The 19,819-nt window shown below is 64.0% G+C and carries 16 protein-coding genes; 11 read left to right on the top strand and 5 right to left on the bottom strand.

The annotated features are described in order from the left end of the window. Positions 1-10: 10 nt before the first annotated feature. The 5 genes from moaA (at position 11) to ACP7DW_RS12350 (ending at position 5,908) form a co-directional block, all read left to right on the top strand. The gene (gene moaA, locus ACP7DW_RS12370) at positions 11-1,132 is read left to right on the top strand and encodes a GTP 3',8-cyclase MoaA (RefSeq protein WP_426055685.1); all 1,122 of its coding nucleotides are present in this window, start codon (positions 11-13) and stop codon (positions 1,130-1,132) included. Positions 1,133-1,193: 61 nt separating this feature from the next. Then, on the top strand, positions 1,194-3,053 hold the full coding sequence (gene glp / locus ACP7DW_RS12365) for a gephyrin-like molybdotransferase Glp (RefSeq protein ID WP_426055686.1): 1,860 nt from the start codon (positions 1,194-1,196) through the stop codon (positions 3,051-3,053). Further along, complete coding sequence (locus tag ACP7DW_RS12360; protein ID WP_426055687.1) at positions 3,053-3,847, top strand: hypothetical protein; 795 nt, start codon at positions 3,053-3,055, stop codon at positions 3,845-3,847. The genes glp and ACP7DW_RS12360 overlap by 1 nt, the downstream gene beginning before the upstream one ends. Before the next feature lie 294 nt (positions 3,848-4,141). Next, on the top strand, positions 4,142-5,071 hold the full coding sequence (locus ACP7DW_RS12355; RefSeq protein WP_426055688.1) for an MHFG family PEP-CTERM protein: 930 nt from the start codon (positions 4,142-4,144) through the stop codon (positions 5,069-5,071). Positions 5,072-5,128: 57 nt separating this feature from the next. After that, the gene (locus ACP7DW_RS12350; RefSeq protein ID WP_426055689.1) at positions 5,129-5,908 is read left to right on the top strand and encodes a hypothetical protein; all 780 of its coding nucleotides are present in this window, start codon (positions 5,129-5,131) and stop codon (positions 5,906-5,908) included. Positions 5,909-5,935: 27 nt separating this feature from the next. On the opposite strand, the gene rmuC is transcribed toward ACP7DW_RS12350, so the two are convergent. Together rmuC and ACP7DW_RS12340 are read right to left on the bottom strand one after the other, a co-directional pair. Continuing rightward, the gene (gene rmuC, locus ACP7DW_RS12345; RefSeq protein ID WP_426055690.1) at positions 5,936-7,297 is read right to left on the bottom strand and encodes a DNA recombination protein RmuC; all 1,362 of its coding nucleotides are present in this window, start codon (positions 7,295-7,297) and stop codon (positions 5,936-5,938) included. 5 nt (positions 7,298-7,302) lie between these two features. Beyond that, positions 7,303-7,698, bottom strand: a complete 396-nt coding sequence (locus ACP7DW_RS12340; protein WP_034785429.1) for a group II truncated hemoglobin — start codon at positions 7,696-7,698, stop codon at positions 7,303-7,305. A 132-nt stretch (positions 7,699-7,830) separates the two neighbouring features. Here ACP7DW_RS12340 and ACP7DW_RS12335 point away from each other — a divergent pair, with 132 nt between their 5' ends. Genes ACP7DW_RS12335 through ACP7DW_RS12325 form a run of 3 tightly spaced genes read left to right on the top strand, consistent with a single transcriptional unit; the run spans position 7,831 to position 9,963 of the window. Continuing rightward, complete coding sequence (locus tag ACP7DW_RS12335; protein ID WP_426055691.1) at positions 7,831-9,096, top strand: MFS transporter; 1,266 nt, start codon at positions 7,831-7,833, stop codon at positions 9,094-9,096. A gap of 12 nt (positions 9,097-9,108) precedes the next feature. Beyond that, positions 9,109-9,456 carry a GIY-YIG nuclease family protein gene (locus ACP7DW_RS12330; protein WP_426055692.1) on the top strand — a complete coding sequence of 116 codons (348 nt, stop codon included), beginning with the start codon at positions 9,109-9,111 and terminating at the stop codon, positions 9,454-9,456. 57 nt (positions 9,457-9,513) lie between these two features. Continuing rightward, a complete protein-coding gene (locus ACP7DW_RS12325) occupies positions 9,514-9,963 on the top strand; it encodes a MarR family winged helix-turn-helix transcriptional regulator (protein WP_426055693.1) in 450 nt (149 codons plus the stop codon). Between the two features lie 21 nt (positions 9,964-9,984). Here the strand turns inward: ACP7DW_RS12325 and cqsA are convergent, their stop codons facing one another. After that, the gene (gene cqsA / locus ACP7DW_RS12320; RefSeq protein WP_426055694.1) at positions 9,985-11,232 is read right to left on the bottom strand and encodes an alpha-hydroxyketone-type quorum-sensing autoinducer synthase; all 1,248 of its coding nucleotides are present in this window, start codon (positions 11,230-11,232) and stop codon (positions 9,985-9,987) included. 224 nt (positions 11,233-11,456) lie between these two features. Between cqsA and ACP7DW_RS12315 the strand changes: the two genes are divergently transcribed. Together ACP7DW_RS12315 and ACP7DW_RS12310 are read left to right on the top strand one after the other, a co-directional pair. Beyond that, positions 11,457-12,683, top strand: coding sequence for a sensor histidine kinase (locus ACP7DW_RS12315; RefSeq protein ID WP_426055695.1), 1,227 nt, complete (start codon positions 11,457-11,459; stop codon positions 12,681-12,683). Positions 12,684-12,686: 3 nt separating this feature from the next. After that, complete coding sequence (locus tag ACP7DW_RS12310) at positions 12,687-13,694, top strand: response regulator (RefSeq protein WP_426055696.1); 1,008 nt, start codon at positions 12,687-12,689, stop codon at positions 13,692-13,694. Here ACP7DW_RS12310 and ACP7DW_RS12305 read toward each other — a convergent pair. Both ACP7DW_RS12305 and ACP7DW_RS12300 read right to left on the bottom strand, forming a co-directional pair. After that, positions 13,691-16,222, bottom strand: a complete 2,532-nt coding sequence (locus tag ACP7DW_RS12305) for an ABC transporter permease (protein WP_426055697.1) — start codon at positions 16,220-16,222, stop codon at positions 13,691-13,693. The genes ACP7DW_RS12310 and ACP7DW_RS12305 overlap by 4 nt on opposite strands. Before the next feature lie 21 nt (positions 16,223-16,243). Beyond that, the gene (locus tag ACP7DW_RS12300) at positions 16,244-17,275 is read right to left on the bottom strand and encodes an adenosine deaminase (RefSeq protein WP_426055698.1); all 1,032 of its coding nucleotides are present in this window, start codon (positions 17,273-17,275) and stop codon (positions 16,244-16,246) included. 577 nt (positions 17,276-17,852) lie between these two features. Here ACP7DW_RS12300 and ACP7DW_RS12295 point away from each other — a divergent pair. After that, positions 17,853-19,775 (top strand): PrkA family serine protein kinase, encoded by a 1,923-nt coding sequence (locus ACP7DW_RS12295; protein WP_071075815.1) that lies wholly within the window; start codon positions 17,853-17,855, stop codon positions 19,773-19,775. The last annotated feature ends 44 nt before the right edge of the window (positions 19,776-19,819 follow it).

Here is a 19,819-nt window from a genome sequence, read left to right as displayed (position 1 = left end):
ATCACCTTTCATGGCTGACAAGATTATCTACCTCGCCGAGGCCCGCAATGGGGCCTTGGCGATCCCCGCGCGGCTGGAAAGTCCCAGCGGTAACGTGGCCGACAGCCTGGGCCGGCCTCTGCACGACCTGCGCATCTCGATTACCGACCGCTGCAATTTCCGTTGCGTGTATTGCATGCCGAAAGACGTGTTCGACAAGAACCACGTGTATCTGCCGCACACGGATTTGCTGTCGTTCGAGGAAATCACGCGCATCGCGCGCCTGTTCGTCGCGCACGGCGTGGAAAAGATCCGCCTGACGGGCGGCGAACCGCTGCTGCGCAAAAATATCGAAAAGCTCATGGCCATGCTGGCCGCACTGCGCACGCCCTCGGGCCAGCCGCTGGACCTGACCCTGACGACCAACGGTTCCTTGCTCGCCAGAAAAGCGCAAGCGCTGAAGGATGCGGGCCTGAACCGCGTCACCGTGTCGCTCGACTCGCTCGACGACGCCACCTTCAAGCGCATGAACGATGTCGACTTCGCCGTGGCCGACGTGCTGCACGGCATCGATGCGGCGCACCAGGCGGGACTCGGCCCCATCAAGATCAACATGGTCGTCAAGGCCGGCATGAACGAGCAGGAAATCGTGCCCATGGCACGCCACTTCAAGGGCACGCCCTACATCTTGCGCTTCATCGAATACATGGACGTGGGCGCCTCGAACGGCTGGAACTTGCAGGAAGTCATCCCGTCCGCCGAGGTGGTGCGCCGCATCGGTGCACACATGCCCTTGCTGCCCATCAACCCCAACTACACGGGCGAGACGGCGGCGCGCTGGCGCTATGCCGATGGCAGCGGCGAAATCGGCCTCATTTCCAGCGTCACGCAAGCGTTCTGCGCCGATTGCAGCCGCGCCCGCCTCTCGACCGAGGGCAAGCTGTACACGTGCCTGTTCGCCAGCAGCGGCCACGACTTGCGCAGCCTGCTGCGCGGCGGCCGCAGCGATGAGGAAATCTCCTCGGCCGTGGCGCAGTTGTGGCGCGGCCGCGCCGACCGCTATTCGCAATTGCGCACCAGCCAGACGGATTTGACGGCCACCACGCTTGAGCACGGTAAAAAGAAAGTGGAAATGTCGTACATCGGCGGCTGAATCAGGCGCGGCACACGCCCGCCGCTGCTACCATGGCGCATGCACCCACTTTCTACCTGACATGATCAATACACACGACATTACCGGCCTGATCCTGGCCGGCGGCCTCGGCACGCGCATGGGCCAGCGCGACAAGGGCATGCTGCACCTGCATGGCCAGCCTCTGGCCCGCCACGCGCTGCAGCGCCTGGCGCCGCAAGTGGGCCAGCTGGCCATCAGTGTCCACGCCGATGCGGGAGATTACGCGCGCTTCGACCTGCCCGTGTGGCCGGACGTACTGCCGGGCCATCTGGGGCCGCTGGCAGGTTTACACAGCGGCATGCGGCACGCCAGCACGCCCTACCTGCTGACGGTGCCGTGCGATTCGCCCCTGCTGCCGCCCGACCTGGCGGCGCGCCTGGCCGCCGGCCTGGTCGAGAACGATGCCGACCTGGCCATCGCCGTCACCGAAGAGATCGATCCGGCGACGGGAACGGCGGTGCGCCGCCCGCATCCCGTTTTCTGCCTCGTCAAAACTTCCGCCCTGCCCCAGTTAGACTCGTATCTGCGCAACGGAGAGCGCCGCATGCGCACCTGGCACGGCCCCCTGAAGCTGGCCGAAGTGCTCTTCGAGGATGGCGCCGCGTTCGGCAACATGAATACCCCGGACGAGCTGGCCGCCCTGCAGGCGCAGGGCCTGTCCGTGCCGATGGCGCAAGCCATCCTGGCCGACAGCGTCGCGCCTGTCGCCGACATCGAGGAACTGCCGTTGCCGCAAGCGTTCGAGCGCATCCTGGCGGCCGACATCATCTCGCCCATCAGCGTGCCCGCACACGACAATTCCGCCATGGATGGCTATGCGCTGCATGGGGCTGACCTTGGCGCCGACCTGGGCGGCAGTGTGCCGCTGACCCTGGCCGTGGTCGACACCATCCTGGCCGGGCGTCCCGGCACGGTCAACGTCGGGCGCGGGCAATGCGCGCGCATCATGACGGGCGCCGTCATGCCGGACGGCTGCGACAGCGTGGTGCCACAGGAACTGGTGCTGCAAGCCAATGAAACCAGCATCACGCTGGCGCCCGATTGCATCCGCCCCGGCGACAACCGCCGTTTCAAGGGCGAAGACTTGATGCAGGGTCAGCCGGCCCTGCTGCAGGGCAAACGCCTGGGTCCGGCCGAACTGGGGCTGCTCGCCTCGCTGGGCATCGCCACGGTGCCCGTGCGCCGCCGCCTGCGCGTGGCCTTCTTTTCCACTGGCGACGAATTGCGCTCGATCGGCGAGCCACTCGACGCCGGCTGCATCTACGACAGCAACCGCTACACCCTGCTGGGCATGCTGACGCGCCTCGGTTGCGACGTGCTCGACATGGGCATCGTCAAGGACAATCCGCAAGCGCTGGAAGCGGCGCTGCGCGGCGCCTGCGCCTCGGCCGACGTCATCATCACCTCGGGCGGCGTGTCCAGCGGCGCGGCCGATTTTACGCGCGAGATCCTGGCGCGCCTCGGTGAGGTGGCCTTCTGGCAGATCAACATGCGCCCGGGCCGCCCCATGGCCTTTGGCCGGATTGCCAGCGAGGGCGACACGGCCTTGCTGCTGGGCCTGCCCGGCAACCCCGTGGCCGTGATGGCGGCGTTTTACTTCCTCGCCCGCCCCACCCTGCTGCGCCTGATGGGCGCCGATGCGGACACGTCCGCCCTGCCGTTGCTGCAAGTGGCGGCCCAGGCACCTATCCGCAAGAAACGGGGCCGCACCGAATACCAGCGCGGCATCGTCGAACGGGACGCGGACGGCCGCCAGCACGTGCGCGTAACGGGGGCGCAAGGCTCCGGTATCCTGCGCTCGATGACGCAAGCCAATTGCATGATCGTGCTGCATGAAGCGCAAGGCAACGTGGCCATGGGCGACCTGGTCGATATCGTGCTGTTCCATGGATTGACCTGATGAAACATCTACTTCTGGCACTGGCCCTGCTGCAGGGCATGGCGGCGTACGCTGGCGAAGTCCACAGCAATGGTTACACGGTGCGCTTCGACGCGCGCATCGAAACGGCGCCGGGCGACTTGCATGGCGCCACCGTGGGCCGCATCAGCATCGTGCGCGCCGCCGATCAAGGTCTCGCGTGGCAGGAAAACACGCCCTTGCAGCCGGGCTGCGGCGCCATTGCGGCCGTCACCGTCCTCAACGACCGCTATGTGGCCCTGTGCGGCCACCTGGGCGGGCGCCATTACACGCACAAGATCATCTTCATGCAAGGCAACTCGCCCGCCATGGTGAGCGTGGACCAGTTCGATTCACCGAGTGCCGTGCGCGTGGAGCGCGACGGATCGCTGGCCATCGACGTCCTGCGGCGCGACCGTTTCCCTGGCGAGCTGACGGGTCCGCATTACTTTCCCACCGTGTACCGCTTGCACCACGATGACGCCACCTTCGGTTTCATCCCCAGCTTTGATGGCGATGCCGCCGAGCGCTACTGGCAGCACTATCGCGCCACGCGCCAGGCGGCGCCAGCGGCGGACGTACTGCCGGAATTGCTGGCCTCCCTGCTGGCGGCCCAGGCCGGCAAACAATCCATCTGTGCAGAGCTGGCCACGCTCGCCGCAGATTTGCAGCAGGGGCAACAGTACGAACAGTACGATACGCAAGGCGCGCGCACCTTGATGCGCAAGTGGCTGCACAAGCTGCCCGCCATCGGCTATCCCGCCCTCGATACGCAAGCCTGCCCGGGCAGCATTTAACGCGCATTCCTTACCGCCGCCTGCCGGCGGCGCATCCTTCAAAACCCGCCCCCTCTCAAGCGGCCCGCCCTGCGCGGGCCGCTCGCATTGCCCCTTCGCAATCAATTTACCTGCGCGGCAAGCGTTTGCCCATCAAGATAAAAATATTAATTATTTCCCAAAAGAACATATAAATAAAAACAACATTAATTGTAATTATTTTATTTATTTATTGATACTACAGTTTCTTCGGTGATAACATCCAACCTCACATAAAAATTCAATTTTGATATTGTTTTCACGAGGAAACTAATAATGAGACACCATTCATGGATCGCAGGGGCCGGCATGCTGGGAGTGGCTTGCCTGCTTGGCATGTTGTCCCTGGCGCCGCTGCCCGCCTATGCCAAAGGGGTACCACGGGCCGACGTGCTGGAGCATTGCAGCTGGAACCGCCCGGGCGCTGACCCGTTCATGGGCGATGTCGTGGCCGCAGTGGACAGGTACCCGGACATCGCGCCGCAGGTGCGCGAAGAATTGAAGGCGCGCATGCGCGCGCGCCAGTACGATGAAATCGTCGTGATCAGCCGCGACGCCATCCGCGGCAAGGGCAATTACAATGCGCGCATCAGCGACATGCATTTCGGGCCGGGCCGCGTCTGCCGCAATGTCACGCGCTCAGGCTGGAGCGAGCAGATGCAGGAAAGGGGACTCGTGTACTGCGTGCAGGGCGTTTGCATCCTCGTGCCCACCGTGTGCCGCAATGTCAGCCGCATCACGCGGGTGCCAGCGTCAGCGACGCCAGCCGCCGGAGCAGCTCCCGCTGGCGCCGCGCCCGGTGCCGCCGCGCCCGCCGCCCCGGAAGCAGCAGGCGTGCCCGTGATCGATCATCCCGACGCCTTGCGCGGCGGTTCCTTCACGGGCGTCGGCGCACCGCTGGCTGTGGCGAGCACGCCCTTCCTGCCCTTCGATTATGTGCGTACCGTCGGCGGTATCACGCCGCCAGCCGGCATGGGCGGCGGCATGGGCGGCGGCGGTGGTGGTGGCGGTGGAAGCCTGCCGCCGGACCAGGGCAGCAGCATCATCGTGCCGCCCACCGTGATCCTGCCGACCACCCTGCCACCCACTGCCCCGACAGTCTTGCCGGCCGTGCCCGAGCCGCAAACCTGGCTTATGCTGCTGGCAGGACTGCTGCTGCTGGCCTGCAGCGCCAGAAAAACCCGTACCGGCAAGCATGGCACCTGAGGCGTAGCCAGTTGGATGCGGACTTGTTACTATGATGCATTCCAGAGAAGGACCGCCATGCCCAACAGCGATAGCCGTTTGACACGCCTCAGTGCCCTGCGCGAAGAAGGTCGACATGCGGATGCGCTCGTGCTTTTGCAACAGCTATTTGCTGAAGCGGAACAAGCCATTGCGCCGTCCCGCACCAGCTATTTCATGATCATGCTGGAATGGAAATTCTTGACCGACCTCCATACGCCCGCGCAACTTGCTCTGAAGGTCGAGCGCAACGAGCAGATACGGTTGCTGCTGGCAGGTGAACCTTTTGCAGGACGTGATGGCGGCGAGCCACAGGCAGGCGACCTCTTTCGACGTGCGTCGCGTTTTTCTCTTATCGTCGAGATGAACGAGACGCTGGGCGATGCCCGTTCCACCGCCGACCTGTTTGCCCAGCTGGACGCCAGCGCCCCCGAACTGGCGCGCCAGTACGCTTGGCAAGCCCTGCCAGCCGTCGTCGAAATGGACAATTTCACGCTGGCGCAGCGTTATCGGACGGCGCCGCTCGCGCATCTAGGCATGGTCAATGCCCTGGCGGCCAGCCTGCCCCTGTTTCCTGCGCCTGGCACGGCACCGCGCCTGGCGGCGGAGTTGATGAATCTGGTGAGAGACGTGCGGATCACCGCTGCCGTCCTGCGCGGCCAGGAACAGGCCGCCGAGGCCGACGCACTATGCGCCGCCTTGCTGTCCGGCCTGGAGAATGATGCCATGCGCACACTGGCGCAGCGCGAGCTCGATGCGCCAGGCAGCATCACGGCAGAAATCGTCAACCGCCAGATGGCGCAGGAACAGCAGGCCTAGCAGGCGGCTGCGGCGAACAAGACAGCGCTATTCACCGTCCGCCTTGTCCAGCAGCAAGGCGGCCGCCTCGCCCGGCAAGGCTTCCACGGATTTCAATTTGCGCGCCATCTGCCGGCTGCGCACTTCCGCGCTTTCGATATTCTTCGCCGCCTTTTCCAGGGTCAGCCGGGTTTGCGACAGCACGTCGCCGAACTTGCCGAATTCCGTCTTGACGGCGCCCAGCACCTGCCACACTTCCGACGAGCGCTTTTCCAGCGCCAAGGTGCGGAAACCCATCTGCAAGCTGTTGAGCAAGGCCGTCAGGGTGGACGGCCCGGCGATGCTGACCCGGTGCAGGCGCTGCAATTCGTCGGCCAGTCCCGGCCGGCGCATCACTTCCGCATACAAGCCTTCCGTGGGCAGGAACAGGATGGCAAAGTCGGTGGTCAGCGGCGGCGCCAGGTATTTCTCGGCGATGGTTTTCGCCTCGCCCCGCACGGCCCGTTCCAGCTCGCGGCCGGCGACGGCCACGCCATCGGCATCGGCCCGCTCGGCCGCGTCGACCAGGCGCTCGTATTGTTCCTTGGGGAATTTCGCATCGATGGGCATCCACACGGGTGGCCCACCGTCGACCATGCCCGGCAACTTCAGGGCAAATTCCACGCGCGCGCCGCTGCCCGGCAGCGTTTCCACGTTCTTCGCGTACTGGTCGACAGTGAGTACCTGCTCGAGCAGCATTTCCAGCTGCACTTCGCCCCAGGTGCCGCGCGTCTTCACATTAGTAAGCACCCGCTTCAGATCGCCCACGCCCAGCGCCAGCTGCTGCATTTCACCGAGACCCTGGTGGACTTTTTCCAGCCGCTCGGACACTTGCTGGAACGAGGCACTCAAACGCGTTTCCAGCGTGGCATGCAGTTTTTCATCGACCGTCTTGCGCATCTCTTCCAGGCGCGCGCCATTGTCGGCCTGCAAGTCGCGGATCTTGTTTTCCAGCGTGGCGCGCACTTCCAGCATGCGCTGCGCATTCGATTCCGTCAGCTGGGCCAACGTCTGATTCGTGCTGTCGGCAAAACGCGCCAGGCTTTGCGCCTGCTCCTCGCGCCCGACTTTCCCCTGCGCCTGCATCTGCGTGCGCAAGCTGTCGAGCTGTTGCAAGGTTGCCGCCTGGAATTGCGCCAGGCCGGCCGCCAGGTCTTGCCGCGTGGCTTGCGCCGACGCCTGCAACTGCAGCCGCACTTCGCGCTCGACCCGGTCGATGCGTTCCAGGCTTTGCTGCTGGTGCTGCTGCACCAGCGCCAGGGTGGTGGCGCCATCGCCGGCCGCGCCGCGCGGACGCAGCAACAGCAAGAGCAACAGGACGATGGCGACGGCGGCGGCGCCCAGCAGGCTGTAAAACTCGATTGGACTCATGGGTGTCAGTCAGGTTTGTTGCGCATCCAGTCGGCCGTCTGATAGAACGATTCCATCAGCCGCACGCGCAGGGACTCTTCGATGCCCGTGTCTTCCATGGCCCAGGCCATGGCGCGCAGCCACTGGTCGCGCTCGCTCGTGCCAATGGCGTAAGGCAAGTGACGGGCGCGCAGGCGCGGGTGGCCGAATTTCTCGATATACAAGTCCGGCCCGCCCATCCAGCCCGTCAGGAAGAAATACAGCTTGTCGCGCGAACCATCCGTCGAAGGCGGATGCATGACGCGGATGCCGGCGAACTCGGCTTCGAGCTCCATCAAGTCATAAAAACGGTCGACCATTTCGCGCAGCACGGGGGCGCCGCCGATGGTCTCGTACAGGGTGGGGGCAGTGGTATCAGTCATGGCCGCCATGATAGCGCAAGCATCGGCGCTCCATGCGCCACTAGCTCTCTCTGCCACAATAAATGGCAATATACTTGACTGCTCAAGCTTATATCAACTACTATGCAATTTTAAACCAAGGACAAGAACAGCATGCCAGCCACCACCCAACCCCACTTGCTACGCAATAGCAACTTCCGCTGGCTGCTGGGCGGCGGCCTCGTTTCCATGCTGGGCGACCAGTTCAGCATGCTGGCCCTGCCGTGGCTGGTGCTGAGCCTGACGGGCGATAGCCTCAGCCTGGGCATCGCCGTGGCCCTGATGGGCGCCCCGCGCGCCGTACTCATCTTGCTGGGCGGCACCGTCGCCGACCGTTACTCGCCCCGGCGCGTGCTGCTGCTGAGCAAATATGCGAACGCTGTCATCCTGCTGGCGCTGGCGGGGCTGCTGATGCTGGGCCACGCCAGCCTGGTGCTCGCGTATGCGGCCGCGCTGGCGCTCGGCGTCGCTTCCGCCTTCGGCATTCCGGCCGGCACGGCCATCCTGCCGCAAGCCGTGCCAACGCAATTGCTGCAAAAAGCCAATGGCTTGCAGATGGGCGCGCGTCAGTTGTCGTTGCTGGCTGGCCCCCTGCTGGCGGCGCTGGTGCTGGGCGCCCACGCTGGCGGGCAGCAAACCGGCATGGCGGCGCTGGCCGCCGCCTTTGCCATCGATGCGCTGACGTTTGTGTTTTCCGCATGGACCTTGCGGCAAGTCACGCTGCGGCCACTGGCCGTGGCGGCGGCGCAGGGCATGTGGCGCGACATGGCGGCGGGCCTGGCCATGGTGTGGCGCGACAAGCCCTTGCGCAGCTGCTATGTCTACTGGGCGGTGGTGGCCTTCTTCGTCATGGGCCCGCTGCAAGTGGCCTTGCCCGTGCTGGCCAGCGAGCGCCTGCACGGCGCCGCGGCGCTGGGACTGCTCATGGGCGCGCACGGCGCCGGCACCCTGGCCGGCATGCTGGCGTCCAGCCTGGGCAGCGCCTGGCTGCGCCTGCGTTTCGGCGCCACCCTGCTGCTGGTCGACGCCATCGCGGGCTGCCTGCTGATGGCGCTGGGACAAGTCGAAACAGCCTGGCAAGGCGCGGCCCTGCTGGCCGTCACCGGCCTGCTGGGCGGCTATGTGCAGGTGGCCATCTTTACGTGGATACAGCGGCGCGTGGCGCCGGCCATGCTGGGCCGGGCGATGGCCGTATTCATGGGCATCTTCCTGGGCCTGGCGCCCCTGTCGGCGGCGGCCACGGGCGCGCTGCTGCGCCACCTGAGTGTGGGCGAGCTGTTCTGCTGCGGCGGCGCCCTGCTACTGGCGGCCGCCATCGCCGCCGCCCTGCTCACCGACATCGCGCGCATCGCGGGCAGCCCTTCCGTTTCATCACCTTGAGAGAGTTCCAGCATGGATAAAACACGACAAACGGCCCTGAAAGCGGCCTACCGGCAACAAGCGCCAGCATTGGGCATCATCGCCCTGCGCCACCTGCCCAGCGGATACACCCTGCTCGAACGCAGCGGCAACGCCCCTGGCGCGCTGAACCGCCACCGCTTCGAACTCGCGCTGGGCACGCACCGCAACGCCCGCTTGCAGGCGGATTGGCGGCGCGATGGCGCGGCAGCCTTCCGCTTCGACATCATCGACAGCGTCAAGGCATCGGGCGACCCCGCCTTCGATGCGCAGGCCGAACTCGATGCCCTGCTGGCCCTGCACCGCGCACAGTGGCTGGAACAGGGGCAGCCACTGTATTGAGCAGTCTTGCTTTACACTTGCGTACTCAAGCACTGCGCAGCCAACACAAAGGAAACCATGACCGATCACACTTCCCCGCCGCCAGACGGCGCCAGCGCGCTGGACTTCTGCCTGCGCCTGGCGCGTGCCCAGGCGCTCATCGTGCGCCGCTTCGACAGCATCCTGGGCAATCTGCACGGCCTGAGCTTTGGCGATTATCAATTGCTGTACCACTTGCAGCGCGCGCCCGGTGGCCGCCTGCGCCGCATCGACCTGGCCGAGCGCCTGGCGCTGACGGCGTCCGGCATCACGCGCTCGCTGATGCCGCTGGAAAAAATCGGCCTGGTGGCGCGCCAGGCCGATGCGCGTGATGCCCGCGTCGGCTATGCCGTCATCACCGAGGCGGGGCAAGCCCTGCTGATCCACGCCGATGCGACGGCGCAGGCGCTGGGCCAGGAATTGCTGCAGGACGCACCGGCAGAGCAGCTGGGGGCGCTGTCCGCCGTCCTGGGCAGACTGGCCGGCTGACGGCTGTCCCGCGTACCGTCCCTACACCAGCGCCAGCTTGCGCAAGCGCCGCGTCGACGGCCAGTGTTCCACGCCCGCTTCGGCGCGCACCGCCGCGCAGGCGGCCAGCAGCCTGGCGATGCCCGTCTCGTCGAGTCCCGCGTTGAGGGTCAGTCGCACGAGGGCGCGGTTTTTCGCCGTGGCCGGGGCACAGAACATGGCGCCGTAAATGCCATGCCGCTCCAGCGCCTGGCGCAGGGCCAGGGTGGCCGGTTCGCCGCCCGCCTCCAGCGCCACGATCTGCTCCGTGCCGTCGCTGACGTTGTAGCCGAGCGCGCTCAATCCCTCGCGCACCTGCAGCGTGTGGCGTTGCAGGGTGGCGCGCCGCGCGTCGGCGGTCATGATGAAATCGAGCGCCGCGTCCAGCCATGCCAGCTCGTGGGCCAGCAGGCAGGAGCTAAAGATGGCGGGACGCGATTCGGACAAAAAATATCCCTTGAAGCGGCTGGAACAGCTGATGAAGCCGGCACGCCCGGCAAACGCCTTGGCCAGCGACGCCGTACGGAAATGCACGCGGTGTCCCAGTCCCAACGCTTCCACCAGGCCCGCGCCCCGGGGGCCATGCGTGCCCAGCGAGTGCGACTCGTCGACCACCACCACGCAATCGCTGCGCTCGGCGATGTCCAGCAATTCCAGCAGCGGCGCCAGGCTGCCGTTGGTGCTGTACAGGGCGTCGACGACGATCACGCCGCGGCCATGCTTTTCCACCTGCCGCCGCAAATGCGACATGTCGTTGTGCAGGAAGGCGACGGCCTGGGCCTGCGCCGACAGCACGCCTTCCCACAGCGAGGCGTGGGCCTGCATGTCCAGGTAGACGGGGATGCCGGGGCCGGCGATACACTGCAGCAAGCCGACATTGGCCGCCATGCCGGACTGCGCAAGGATGCCGTCCTCGCAGCCCATGAAGCGGGCCAGCCGGCTTTCCAGCCGATGCTGTTCGCTGCCTTCCTGCAAGTACACAGCCGACATCAGCATGCCGCCCGCGTTCGCCTGCAGGGACGCCACCTGGGCCGCCACCAGCGCCGGCTCGGCGGCGATGGACAGGTAATCATTGCCCGCCAAGAAAATGGCATGGGCGGGGGTCGGTTGCCAGGCATGGGGATGCTGGCCGCCCAGCAATTTTTCAATGCGCGTGATGTGATGCGCATCCATGCGCCGCACGATATAGTCGGGCAGGCAGTGTTCGGCACGGGTAAACGATGGAGTGTGCAAGCTGTTGGCGATGGTCATGATTTTTCTCCTGGGGAAAGGTTTGTTGCAAATTAAAACCTTGACCGTGTCGCCAACCCATCCATTGACGTATATCAATGTCCGGCGAGATAACCGTTCAACCAGGAAAATTTACGCGATGATAATGTTCTGAAGAGGATCAAGGCAGAGTCATGACGCAGCAATGGCAAGGACGATGGACACACTGGCGCAGGCGCCTGCTCCATTCGCTGCTGCATGAGCGCATGCCCCATGAAAACCTGGCCGGCAGGGTCGCCATGCTGGCCGCCGTGGGCACGGTGGCGATGCCGCTGTACTACCTGCTGTGGCATAACTTTTTTCCGCAAGCCTATGAAAACCTGACCCTGCGCCTGACGGGCGTGGGCATCTGCGTGGCGGGCCTGTTCGCGCGCCGCCTCTCGGCCCGCTGGCTGTCGCGCTACCTGCTGTTCGCGCTCAGCTACATCCTGCCCTTCTTCTTTACCTTCATGTTCCTGATGAACCACGCGTCGTCCATCTGGAGCGAATCGCTGCTGATCGGCCTGGTCGTGCTGTTTCACTTCGAAACGAAGCTGGCTTGCCGCGCCTACCTGATCGGCACCAGCGCCGCCTGCCTGGCCGTCATCCTGCAGGGAGAAGGCGGCTTCCTGCTGCAACGTGAAGTGCTGCAGCAACTGCCCGTGCACTGGTTCACGATTGCCGCGCTGTCCGTGGTGAAAGTGGGCAGCAAGGTGCTGGAACGGGAACGGCTGGCAGGCTTGGCGGCAGGACTCGGTTCCGTGGCGCACGAGCTGCGCACGCCGCTGACCAGCGTGGAAGCGAATGTGCGGGGCATGCGCCGGCTGCTGCCGCAGCTGTCCGGCCAGGCGGACGACCTGCCGCCGCTGCAGGATGCCCTGTCGCGCATCCAGTTCGAAGTGCGCCACATGCAGCACATAATCGATCTGTTCCTGATGAGCGCCAGTGCCGTCAACCGCAACCTCGAGCCCAGCCAGATGCTGTCGATGCTGGCGATGGTGACCTCCGTGCTCAAGCGCTATCCATTTACCGGCAACAGCCAGCGCAACAGCGTCAAGGTGGACGTGCGCGCCGACTTCCAGTTCGCCGGCCAGGACGAGCTGTGCGTGGTGATCCTGCTGAACCTGCTGAGAAACGCGCTGAAAGCCATCCAGCGGGCCGGCAAGGGCCGCGTGCGCATCATCATCGACGGCGCCCGCCCCGTGCCCAGGCTGCTGTTCATCGACACGGGCTGCGGCATCGCGAAAAACCGCCTGCCGCTGATCTTCGAGCGTTTTTATTCCTATCCCGTGCACAACGGCAGCGGCATCGGCCTGGCCCTGTGCCGGCAGATCGTCACCGCCTGGCAGGCGCGCATACGCTGCGTGTCGCGCGAACATGCGTATGCGATTTTCATCCTGGAGTTTCCGCAGCCCCTGCCTGCCCGCTTCCAACCCTCTTCCCCCGCAAGGTGACGCATGCAACTGCCCGTCTATACCCATCCGACGCTGACCGTATTGATCGACGACAGCGACTCCTTCCTGAAAAGCCTGGCGTTCCAGCTCGATCCCGCACTGGCGCGCCAGACCTTCCACGACACGAGCAGCGCGCTGCACTGGCTGCGCCACAGCACGCAACTGGGCGAGACACCGCTGCACGTCAATTTCGACACGCAAAACCTGCCGCCCGACCAGTGCAACGTGGCGCTCGACCTCGAACGCATCTGGCGCATCAGCGGCCAGGCGCAGCGCTTTGCCGTGCCGTCCGTGCTGGTGATCGATTATTCGATGCCGCAGATGAATGGCCTGGAATTCTGCCAGGCCGTGCGCGACTTGCCGTGCAAGAAGATTTTATTTACGGGCGCGGCCGATGAAAAAGTGGCCGTGACGGCCTTCAACCGGGGCTTGATCGACCGCTACATCAAGAAGAGCGACGACGATGCGCTCGATATCCTGGAACAGGAAGTCCACGCCCTGCAACGCGAATTTTTCCTGCAGCAGTCGGACACGGTGCGCGACTTGCTGTTGCTGCACGACTATCGTTTCCTGCAAGACGAAGCCATGGCCGCCGTCGTGCACGAGCTGTGCCGGCGCCATGGTTTTGTCGAGTTCTATATCTTCCCGAATCCCTGCGGCATCCTGTTCTTCACGCGCGACGGCCAGGCCCGCCTGATGATCATCGAGACGGAACGCAGCCTGCACACGCAGTACGAAATGGCGCGCGACAGCGACGCACCGGAATCCCTGCTGCTGGCCCTGCTGGAAATGCGCGTCATCCCGTATTTTTCCGATGCCGGCAGCGATGGCATGTATGCGGCGCACATCGGCGAAAACTGGTTCCGCTACTGCGCCGCGCCGACCATCTGCCACGGGCGAGAAACCTACTTCTGGGCCCTGTTTGACGTGCCGCCGCACCAGCTGGACCAGCCGGTCGTGTCCTATGCGCAATTTTTACGCGCGCAGGCGGACGACAGCGTGGGTGTCTAGCTTTCCCGCAAGGTTTGCAGCGGCGGATGTTTCAATACATTGCGCAAGCCCAGCCAGCCGCCGGCGATCGCGCACAGGGCGCCTGCCAGCAAGCCAAAGGCCCACACGCCCGGTGCGAAGCTCCACGCGAACTTGAACTGGTACGTGGCCAGGGCCCAGCCCATGGCCGCCGCGCCCGATGCCGCCAGCAAACCGGCCAACGCGCCGACGAGGGAAAACTCGATCAGCTGCGCCTGCGCCAGCTGGCGCCGCGTGGCGCCCAGCGCGCGCAGCAGGCCCGCTTCGCGCGTGCGCTCGTCCTGCGAACCCATCAGGGCCGCATACAGCACCAGCAAGCCCGAGGCCAGCGTAAACGCGAACAGGAATTCGACGGCCGTGACCACCTGGTCCAGCACGCCCTGGATCTGTTTCAGCACGCCGCCCACGTCGACCACCGTCAGATTCGGATAGTCGCGCAGCAAGGCATTGCCCAGGTCCGCCTGCGCGGGCGGCAGGTGAAACGCCGTGATCCACGTCTGCGGCGTGTCCGCCATGGCGGCCGGGTTGATGATGACAAAGAAATTGACGCGCATCGAGCCCCATTCCAGCTTGCGCAAACTCGTGATCGCCGCCTCCACGCTCTGGCCGGCGATGTCGAAGCGCAGCTTGTCGCCCAGCTTCAGTTTCAATGTCTTGGCGATGCCCTCTTCCACCGACGCCTCAGCCGGCGCACCGGGCGCATTGGCGAACCACTTGCCGGCGACCAGCTTGTTTTCTTCCTGCATCGTTGCCATCGTCGACAGGTTGAATTCGCGGTCGGCCAGGCCCTTGGCGCGGTCATCCTCGTAGGTGCTTTCCGTGATGGCGTTGCCATTCACGGCCACCAGGCGCCCGCGTATCATCGGATACAAAGGCGCATTGGCCACGCCGGCCTGCGCCAGGCGCGCGGCGATCGGCTCTTTTTGTTCCGGCAGGATATTGATCATGAAGCGATTCGGCGCGTCCGGCGGCGTGGCGTTGCGCCAGGCCACCATCAAGTCGCCGCGCACCACCGTCAGCAACAGCAAGGCCATCAGGCCCAGCGCCAGCGACACCACCTGGATCACGGTGGCGCCCGGACGGCGCTGCAAGGACGTGACGGCGAAGCGCCAGCCCTGGTGATTGAAGGCGCCGCGCAGGGTTTTCAGCGATTTGATGCCGAGCCAGCCGGCCAGGCCGAACAGGGCGAAGCCGCCGAGAAAACCGGCCGCCGTCAGCAAGGCCAGTTTCACGTCGCCCGCCTGCCACAGCAGCAACACGACGAAGGCGGCGATGCCCAGGCCATAGGTAGCCAGGGCCAGCGCCTGCGGCGGCTCCTGCTCGCGGCGGATCACGCGGTTATGGGGAACGTTGCGCAACTGCAAAATCGGCGGCAAGGCAAAGCCCAGCAACAGCAGCATGCCGGTGGCCACGCCCTGCAGCGCGGGCAGCAGGGAGACGGGCGGCAAGTCGCTCTGCACCAGTTTGCCCAACAGCTCCAGCAGCACCAGGTGGCCGCCGAAACCCACCATCACGCCGATCAGGCTGCCCACCAGGCCCACCAGTAAAAATTCGATCACGTACATGGCCGTGACCTGGTTTTGCGTCAGTCCCAGGCAGCGCAGCATGGCGCAGGCATCGAGGTGGCGCAGCATGAAGCGGCGCGCCGCCATGGCCACGGCGACGGCCGCCAGCATGGCCGACAACAGGCCGACCAGCGAGAGAAAACGGTCGGCGCGGTCCAGCGTCGATTGCATCTGCGGACTGCCCGATTCGAGCGATTCGATGCGCACACCTTTGATGGCCTGCGTCTTGATCTGGCTTTCCAGCCGGGCTTGATATTGCGCAAGCTCGGCCGCCTTGGCGGGCGGTGCCGACAGCAGCAAGCGGTACGACACACGCGAGCCGTTCTGCACCAGCGCCGTGGCGGCCAGGTCGCTCAAGGGCAGCATCACGCGCGGGGCGAAGTTCAAAAAGGATACGCCCCGGTCCGGTTCGGAGGCGATCAGTTGCGTGACGGTAAATGCCTTGTCGCCCAGTTTCAATGTGTCGCCCAGTTTCGCGTTCAGGCTGGACAAAATCGCCGCATCGACCCACACGGTGCCCGGTGCCGGCACCTGGTCCGTTGGCCGTCCCACGGCATCCTGCGCTTCGGTGGGGTTGGTGGTGATTTTCAGCTTGCCCCGCTGCGGGTAGCCGGGCGAGACGGCCTTGATCGACGCCAGCTGCGAGCTCGACTGCTCGCCCTCGCCCGCCTGCGCCATGCTGGGAAACGTCACCGTGTCGGCCAGGATAAAGCCGCGCTTCTGCGCTTCGGCGCGCCATGCCGCATTGACGGGCTGGTCGGCGCTGATGACCAGGTCGGCCCCCAGCAGCTGGTGCGCGTCGCGGTTCAGGCCCGCGCGCAAACGGTCGACGAAGAAGCCCACGGCCGACAGGGCCGCCACGGCCACGATCAGCGCGACGAGCAGGAAACGCAGTTGCCCGGCGCGCCAGTCGCGGCCGGTCATTTTCAGGGAGAGGCGGAACATGGGCGGCGGGTCTTTATAGAGTTACTGCGCGCTGCCGTGGGCGGCGGCGTGCTGGGCGAAATACGCATCGACGGTGGCGAGGAAGGCGTCTTTTTGCGCCTGCGGCAGGAAGGCGGCAATAAAACCGTTGCGCGCCAGGCGCTGCGCGTGGGACAGGCCCAGTGGCAGCGCGTCGAAGATGGCGTCGAAATTGTCGTTCATGTAGCCACCGAAATATGCGGGGTCGTCGGAATTGACCGTCACGAGCAGGCCGGCGTCGAGCAATTGCACCAGATTATGGTCATGCATCTGGTCGAACACGCGCAGCTTGGTGTTCGACAAGGGGCAGACGGTCAGCGCGATCTGTTCGCGCGCCAGGCGGGCCGTCAGGTCCGCGTCTTCGAGGCAGCGCACGCCATGGTCGATGCGTTCGACTCGCAAGTCGTCGAGCGCCGTGCGGATGTAGGCTGGCGGACCTTCCTCGCCCGCGTGGGCCACCAGGTGCAGACCCAGCTCGCGGCAACGGGCAAACACGCGCGAAAATTTCTCGGGCGGGTTGCCCACTTCCGAGGAATCGAGGCCGATGCCGATGAATTTGTCGCGGTGCGGCAGCGCGTCTTCCAGGGTCTCGAATGCTTCTTCCTCGCTCAGGTGACGCAGGAAACACAGGATCAGGGCCGCGCTGACGGGGCTGTCCTGGCAGGCGCGATGGATGCCGTTGATCACATCGGCGATGGCCACGCCGCGCGCCGTGTGCGTTTGCGGGTCGAAGAAGATTTCCGTGTGCAGCACGTTATCGGCTTCGGCGCGGCGCAGGTAGGCTTGCGTCATGTCATAGAAATCCTGCTCTTTCAAGAGCACGCTTGCGCCAGCGTAATAAATGTCGAGAAAAGACTGTAAATCCGTAAAAGCATAGGCGCTGCGCAAGTGTTCTACCGATTCATAGCCCAGCGGCACGCCATTGCGCGCGGCCAGTGCGAAAATCAGTTCTGGCTCCAGCGAGCCTTCGATATGGATATGCAGTTCGGCCTTCGGCATGCCGCGGACGATCGCGCGCAATTGGGGGTTCATCATGGGGGTTCCTCATAGGGTGACAATAACAATGCTGGCTCGCGCACGCGCACGCGCGGCGCGCAGGGCCATCAGACATGCAGGCATCTTAGCGCAAGATGGCCGGCCGCACCGGCGAGCGGCCGCCGGGGCGCCGGCGACGGCAGCGCCATGGCCGGCACCGGCACGCGCTGGCGAATTGTCGTATGATGGTTTAAAAGGTACAAAAAGGTTCATTGAAATCGATGGAAAATTTGATGATTTATCCAATTAAATCAACAATTTACAAACAAGTATTAAGGATATGCTGACATATCTTTTGACTTCCTGATCCTTTAGAGCAATAATAAATTTCATGGGGTAATGGTAGGTGCAACAAGCGCTATCAACAGTGAAAAAAAGCCGGCTGGCCACGTCAGCGTACGGCATCAAGCGCCAGTTTTTTGGTCCGGGCAATCCGGACTCGCAAAGACAGCCGGGCTTGAAACAACAATAAAAATCGGTACGGGGTACAGGAAAAGTTCAGACGGCAAGCCCAGGCGAGTGCCAGGCGGGCGGCCATGGTGACTGGCAGTTCAGGTTTACATTAAAGGACATTGACATGACCATTTTTGATAACTATGCAGCACGCTACGAGCGCACCCGCGAAGAGGAAATGTCGCTCACCGAATACCTGGCCCTGTGCAAGAAGGACAAGCTGACGTATGCCAGCGCGCCCGAACGCATGCTGGCCGCCATCGGCGAGCCGCAGCTGGTCGACACGCGCAACGACACGCGCCTGTCGCGCATCTTCGCCAACAAGGTCATCAAGATCTATCCCGCCTTCCGCGAGTTCTACGGCACCGAGGAAGTCATCGAGCAAGTCGTCTCGTATTTCCGCCACGCCGCGCAAGGCCTGGAAGAACGCAAGCAGATCCTGTATCTGCTGGGGCCTGTCGGTGGCGGCAAGTCGTCGATTGCGGAAAAACTCAAGTCGCTGATGGAACACGTGCCCTTCTATTGCCTGAAAGGCTCGCCCGTCAACGAATCGCCGCTGGGCCTGTTCAACGAGCAAGAAGACGGCACCATCCTGGAAGAGGATTACGGCATCCCGCGCCGCTACCTGCGCAACATCCCCAGCCCGTGGGCCGTGAAACGCCTGCATGAATACAATGGCGACATCAACCAGTTCCGCGTCGTCAAGCGCTATCCATCCGTGCTGAAACAGATCGCCATCTCGAAAACGGAGCCGGGCGACGAGAACAACCAGGATATTTCCTCGCTGGTGGGCAAGGTCGACATCCGCAAGCTGGAAGACTATGCGCAGGACGACCCGGATGCCTACAGCTATTCGGGCGGCCTGTGCCTGGCCAACCAGGGCTTGATGGAATTCGTGGAAATGTTCAAGGCGCCGATCAAGGTGCTGCATCCGCTGCTGACGGCCACGCAGGAAGGCAATTACAAGGGCACGGAAGGTTTTGGCGCGATTCCGTTCGACGGCATCATCCTGGCCCACTCGAACGAGTCGGAATGGAAGACGTTTAAAAACAACCGCAACAACGAGGCCTTCCTTGACCGTATCTATATCGTCAAGGTGCCGTACTGCCTGCGCGTGACCGATGAAATCAAGATCTACGACAAGCTGGTGGCCAATTCCTCGCTCGTCAAGGCCCCGTGCGCGCCCGGCACCCTGCGCATGATGGCGCAGTTCGCCATCCTGTCACGCCTGAAAGACCCGGAAAACTCCAGCATTTTCTCGAAGATGCTCGTCTACGATGGCGAAAACCTCAAGGATACGGACCCGAAAGCCAAATCCATGCACGAATACGTCGATTACGCGGGCGTGGACGAGGGCATGAACGGCCTGTCGACGCGCTTTGCCTTCAAGATCCTGTCGAAAGTGTTCAACTTTGACAATTCCGAAGTGGCCGCCAATCCCGTGCACCTATTATATGTACTGGAACAGCAGGTCGAGCGCGAGCAGTTCGCGCCGGAACTCGAACAGCGCTACTTCTCCTATATTAAAGAGCACCTGGCGCAGCGCTACGTGGAATTCATCGGCAAGGAGATCCAGACGGCGTACCTGGAAAGCTATTCGGAATACGGCCAGAACATTTTCGACCGCTACGTGACGTTTGCCGATTTCTGGATACAGGACCAGGAATACCGCGATCCGGACACGGGCGAAAGTTTTGATCGCGAATCGCTGAACAATGAACTGGAAAAGATCGAGAAGCCGGCGGGCATTTCCAATCCGAAGGATTTCCGCAATGAAATCGTGAACTTCGGGTTGCGCGCGCGGGCCTCGAACGGCGGCAAGAATCCCGCCTGGACCAGCTATGAAAAGTTCCGCACCGTGATCGAAAAGAAAATGTTCTCGAATACGGAGGAATTGCTGCCCGTGATTTCCTTCAATGCCAAGGCCAGCGCCGACGATGCCAACAAGCACGCCGACTTCGTCGCCCGCATGGTGGAAAAAGGCTATACGGCCAAGCAGGTACGCCTGTTATGCGAATGGTACTTGCGCGTACGCAAGTCATCCTAGCGCGGACAGCGGAGGCGCGCTCCCGCCCGGCGACTGGCGGGGCG

It is taken from the genome of Janthinobacterium sp. PSRC1-1 (genome assembly GCF_049897525.1).
In the GTDB taxonomy this organism is placed as follows: Bacteria; Pseudomonadota; Gammaproteobacteria; order Burkholderiales; family Burkholderiaceae_D; genus Janthinobacterium; species Janthinobacterium tructae.
The sequence above is the reverse complement of the archived record's forward strand: the minus strand, read 5'-3'. Positions and strand labels throughout refer to the sequence as shown.